The sequence below is a fragment of the Mesorhizobium sp. M7A.F.Ca.CA.004.12.1.1 genome, from assembly GCF_003997835.1.
Lineage (GTDB): Bacteria > Pseudomonadota > Alphaproteobacteria > Rhizobiales > Rhizobiaceae > Mesorhizobium.
Genome location: NZ_RZRK01000464.1, coordinates 1 through 4,990, shown reverse-complemented (window position 1 = coordinate 4,990; position 4,990 = coordinate 1). Strand labels below are relative to the sequence as shown.

The 4,990-nt window shown below is 63.3% G+C and carries 5 protein-coding genes and 1 pseudogene; 1 reads left to right on the top strand and 5 read right to left on the bottom strand.

Annotated elements, in window-relative coordinates:
- The 3 genes from EN984_RS22560 to EN984_RS22550 form a co-directional block, all read right to left on the bottom strand.
- On the bottom strand, positions 1-384 hold a 384-nt coding region (locus EN984_RS22560; protein WP_245480101.1), incomplete at its 3' end, for an ATP-binding cassette domain-containing protein.
- 16 nt (positions 385-400) lie between these two features.
- A complete protein-coding gene (locus EN984_RS22555) occupies positions 401-1,477 on the bottom strand; it encodes an ABC transporter substrate-binding protein (RefSeq protein WP_127273121.1) in 1,077 nt (358 codons plus the stop codon).
- 62 nt (positions 1,478-1,539) lie between these two features.
- On the bottom strand, positions 1,540-2,787 hold the full coding sequence (locus tag EN984_RS22550; RefSeq protein ID WP_127268271.1) for an enolase C-terminal domain-like protein: 1,248 nt from the start codon (positions 2,785-2,787) through the stop codon (positions 1,540-1,542).
- A 150-nt stretch (positions 2,788-2,937) separates the two neighbouring features.
- On the opposite strand from EN984_RS22550, the gene EN984_RS22545 reads away from it, so the two are divergent.
- Positions 2,938-3,699: a GntR family transcriptional regulator gene (locus EN984_RS22545; RefSeq protein ID WP_127268272.1), complete on the top strand. Its 762-nt coding sequence runs from the start codon at positions 2,938-2,940 to the stop codon at positions 3,697-3,699.
- Positions 3,700-3,829: 130 nt separating this feature from the next.
- Here the strand turns inward: EN984_RS22545 and EN984_RS22540 are convergent, their stop codons facing one another.
- Both EN984_RS22540 and EN984_RS38930 read right to left on the bottom strand, forming a co-directional pair.
- Positions 3,830-4,708 (bottom strand): SMP-30/gluconolactonase/LRE family protein, encoded by an 879-nt coding sequence (locus tag EN984_RS22540; protein ID WP_127268273.1) that lies wholly within the window; start codon positions 4,706-4,708, stop codon positions 3,830-3,832.
- Between the two features lie 47 nt (positions 4,709-4,755).
- Positions 4,756-4,990: pseudogene (locus EN984_RS38930) on the bottom strand (3-keto-5-aminohexanoate cleavage protein); the annotation flags it as partial.

The window sequence follows — 4,990 nt, the reverse complement described above, 5'->3', positions numbered from 1 at the left end:
GCCCAACCCACGCAAGGACCTGTGCACGATGCGGGTGTTTTCCGCCGACGTCAAATTGGCGCAGAGCGACAGTTCCTGAAAGATACAGCGCAGACCGGCCTGCTGGGCACTGGCCGCACTCCAGGCACCGATCTCACGTCCGCCGACGCGAAAGCTGCCGCTGCTGCGCTCGATGGTGCCGGCCAGCACGTTCATCAGCGTCGACTTGCCGGCGCCGTTGTGACCGACCAGGCCAACGACCTCGCCGGGGTTCAGATGAAAATCCACGCCGCCCAAGGCATGCACGGCATCATAGCTCTTGCGGACATTGCCTACCTCGACAAGAGGGCTGTCAGCATCGCCTCTCTCTGCTGCGTCCTTTTTGGGCGACGTGGGATCGTTCATCATTCGGCCATGCTGCTCATTTCGGCGCGGGTACGCCGGGCAGAGGTTCTTTCTTTACGTTGGCGTCGATGATCTTGGCCACTAGCTCCTGCGGATATTCGGCATTGACAACGCCGCCTGCGGGAACCGTCTTCAGCCAGGCGTCGAGGTCAGGCTGATTGATCTGCAGGAGCGGCACCTCGACGAATTTCGGCACCTGCTTGCCGGCCAGGATCTGCTGCGCGACCCAGAACGCGACCTGCGAGACGCTGGGCGTGGCGCCCAGCGAGAAAGTTTCGTAGCCGCCGGCATCATGCTCCTGCTTCCACAGCGCCAATTCGTCCTGGCGGTTGCCCATGATGATGATCGGCAGCGGCCGGTTGGCGGCCTTGAATGCCTGCGCCGCGCCATAGCCGTCGCCGCCCTGCGTCAGCACCGCATCGACCTGAGGCAGCGACGGCAGGATGCCCGACACTTCCTTTTGTGCCACGGTCGCCGTCCACTGGCCATAGACCTCGCCGACAGCCTTGTAGCTGGCGTGCGCCTTCATCGCCTTCTCGACGCCCTCATGCAGGCGCTTGTCGAAACCGTCGCCGGCCATACCGCGGATCTCGAGGATGTTGGCCGGTTTGTCGCCGAGCTTGCTGGAGATGAAATCCAGTTCTGCCTTGGCATAGGAGTCAAGGTTGTAGTCGACGACATAGGCGCAAGGCTCGGTGACGCCGCTGGCGAAGGCAACGACCGTGATACCGGCATTGCAGGCATCCTTGATGGCGCCGTTGAGTGCGGTGTCGGAGCCGGCAAGGACGATGATCGCGTCGTAGCCCTGCAGGATCAGGTTCTCGATCTGGCTGGCCTGTTCGGTCACCGAATTGTTCGAGCTGACGACGGCTGTTGCGGCGATCTGCTTGTCGGCCACGGCCTTGGCGCCCATTTCCTCGAAGCTCTTGATCATCACCTGGCGGAAGGAATTGCCGGCGTAGGAATTGCTGAAGGCGATCTTCTTGGCCGAAGTGTCGCCCTTGGCGACGCCTTCATCGGCGCGCGCGTCCAGCGCTGCAAAGCTGGTGCAGCCGAGCATGGCTGCAATGAATAAGGCTGTGGTCCTGCTCATTGTTGTTCTCCTCCGGTTGAAAGTCATAGCGTCCTCCCGCCGATCCTTTCGAACGAAAAATCTCAGCCCAGCCCGAGATCAGGCACGGCATCGTTCAAATGGTCGGCGAAATTCGTGTTGGGCAGCAGCGGATACCAGCCCGGACGGCCGGGATCGCGGTCGTAGGCATAGCCGCCCAGCGAGCGATAGAGCTCGGCATAGGTGGCGAGTTTGTCACGATCGAGCTCGACACCGAGGCCCGGTGCCTCCGGCACCGCGATCGCACCATTCTCGTAGGGCATCTTGCCGCCGATGATGATGTCGTCGGCAAGGTGGTGATAATGCGCGTCGGCGGTGAAGACCAGGTTGGGCAGCACAGCGCCAAGATGCAGCATGGTGGCGAGCTGGATGCCGAGTTCGCCAGAGGAATGCACCGCAATACCGAGACCGAACGTGTCGCAGATCTGCGCGGCGCGCACGCAGGCGCGGATGCCGCCCCAGAAGGTGGTGTCGAGCAGGATCACGTCAACCGCAGGGTCGCGCACATTGGTGGCGAGCTGTTCGAAATCGATGACGATGGTGTTGGTGGCCAGCGGGATGGAGAGCTTCTCGCGCAAGCGGCGCATGCCGGCAAGGCCCCAGGTCGGATCCTCGAAATAGTCGTTCCTGAGATCGGAAATGGCTTGGCCGAAACGCAGCGCCTCTTCGACCGACAGGGCGGCGTTCGGATCGTAGCGCAGCGTGTCGGCAGGAAATTCGGCGGCGAGCGCCCTGAAACACTCCAGCTCATAGTCGGGGTGAAACACGCCGGCCTTGAGCTTGTGGGCGTGAAAACCATGTTCGGCCTTGAGCGCGCGGGCATGCTCGAGCAATTGATCGATGGTGCGGACCTCTCCCTTGCCGCTGCGGCGGTCGGCATAACGGAAGAACAGATAGGAGGCGAAGCCGATCCGGTCGCGCACGCGCCCGCCAAGCAATTGGTAGACCGGCACGCCGAGCTTCTTGCCGATAATGTCGAGACAGGCGAATTCCAGCGCTGCGTGGAGCTGCGTGCGATTGTTGTAGAGCGACGCCGTCGGATTGCAGATGGCATAGCGCATCCGGTTGAGATCGAAAGGGTCATGGCCGACCAGGTAGGATTTCAGCCCGGCGAAAGCGAGTTCGGCGCCGGCGCCGCCACCGCCCATCTCGCCGAGCCCAACAATGCCTTCGTCGGTTTCGACCTCGACCACGGTGCGGACAAAGCGTCCCCAATGCGTACCGTTGCTGTGCCGCAATGCTGCTTCCAGCGGAACGGTGATGGTGGTCGCCTTGATGTCCGTGATCTTCATGCCGGCTCCTCTCCCCCTAGCCTGCCGGCGTCATACACACTACCATGGTAGTATGTCAATACAGCGTCAATCCTGCTTGCCGCTTGAGTTGGGACGTGCGTGGTGTCATGACCGGAGCAGTGCAGCGCCATTCACAGCAACGGATTCGTCATGGGGACCAAGCTTTCGGGGGCGACCAGGTTTTCAGGCAATGCTGCCAGGCTGAAGAACGCCGGTCAGCGCGACCCCTCGCGGGTGCTGGAGCCGGTCAACAATCGCATGCCGATCTCGCCGCAGATCTACGAGCGCCTGCGCCGCGCCATCACGACGCTGGCGATGTTGCCGTCGGAGGCGCTCAGCGAACAGGACCTCGCCCAGCAGCTCGGTGTCAGCCGTACACCGGTGCGCGAGGCGCTGATCCGGCTTGCCGATGAAGGGCTGATCGACATCCTGCCGCAACGCGGCAGCTTCGTCGCGCCGATCCGCCTGAGTGACGTCGAGGAAGCGCAGTTCATTCGCGAGGCACTCGAAGTCTCCGTCGTGCAGAAGCTGGCCGGCCACGGTTCGAGCGCCTTCATCGCGGCAGGCAGGGTGAACCTTGCCCAGCAGGCCAAGGCAGTGGCCGAGGGCGACCGCGAGCTTTTTCTCGAGCTCGACGAGGGCTTCCATCGCAGCCTTTGCGAAGAGGCCGGCCTGCCCAAGAGCTGGCGGGTGATCCAGGTGGTCAAGCTGCAGATGGACCGTGTGCGCTATCTGAGCCTGCCAGAGCCCGGCCACCTCGAAACGCTGCTCGCTCAGCATGTGGCGATCTTCGAGGCCGTGGAGACCGGCGAGGCAAAGCAGGCAGGCGCGCGTATGGCGGCGCATTTGCGCGAAGTGCTTCGCACGGTTCAACGGCTCAACGTGGCCCGCCCGGACCTCTTTGGCCAATGATCCGTCGACCGCTCATTGTGCCATTGGGTGAAGAGCAGACGCCTCGGACGTGCTGCCACATTCTTAATGAGGGATTCCTGCGCGCCAAGGCCTGATGCGCGTATGCTACGGGCGCTTCGCTTGCCTGGCGTCAGCCGCCGAAGCGCGGTTCCGCAACGCCTTTGATGCCAAGGCCCGTGATGGCGAACAGGCTACCGCGCAAAACGCCGTCGCCGGGAAAACGGGGTAGCGGCGGCTTGGCCATCGAGGTGACGTAGAGGGTGTCGAGCTTCGGTCCGCCGAACATGACGCTGGTGATCTTCTTGACCGGCATGTCGATGATGCGATCGATGCTGCCATCGGGGGCGTAGCGGATCAGTCGGCCGTCATAGACCAGCGCATTCCACAGATAGCCCTCGGCATCGACGGTCGAGCCGTCCGCCGCACCGCCCCGGCTCGTGTCGACGCGCACGAAGGTACGCCTGTTGGTGGCGACACCGGTGGCGATGTCGTAGTCGTAGGCCCATATCTCGCCGGTCCAGGTGTCGGCGAAATAGAAGGTGCGGTCGTCGGGGCTCCAGCATGGACCGTTGGAACAGATGATGCCGGAATCGATCCGGGTGACGGAGAAATCCGGATCGAGCCGGTAGAGCCCGCCGGACGGCCCCTCTTCCATCGTGTCCATGGAGCCAGCGAAGAAGCGGCCGCGCCGGTCAACCTTGCCGTCGTTGAGCCGGTTCATCGGCTTGTCCGGCTCGGGATCGTGGATCAGCGTCACATCGCCGGAGGCGAAATCGAGCAGATGGAAACCGCGCTGCAGCGACACCACGGCGCCGCTACCGTCCTTGCGCAGCGCCATCGAGCCGATCTTCATCGGCACATCCCATGACCGGATCTCGCGTCCGTCGGCGGTCGCCCGAAACACGCGCCCGTCGAAGCTGTCGATCCAGTAGAGTCGTTCCTGTTCGACGTCCCACAGCGGTCCTTCGCCCAGCGTGGTCTTCACGTCCACCACGACTTCGATCTTCATGCCGTCCTCCTCCGTTTTTGCGTCTCGCGGCGATTGTTCGGGCCGCCTCAGAAAGCGACCTTGTCGCCGCCTTTCAATGACAGGATTTCGCGTGCCTCGTCGGGCGTCGCCACCTCCATGCCGAGCCCTTCGATGATCTTGCGGGCCAGCAAGACCTGCTCGGCGGCATCGGCACCCATCCCGAAGACGTCGCCCATATGAAGCGCACTGCCGACCGGCTGTTCGGCGACCAGTTCCGCTGGTCGGTTCTCGGCGCTGGCGCCAGCCAGCTGCGCATAGCCG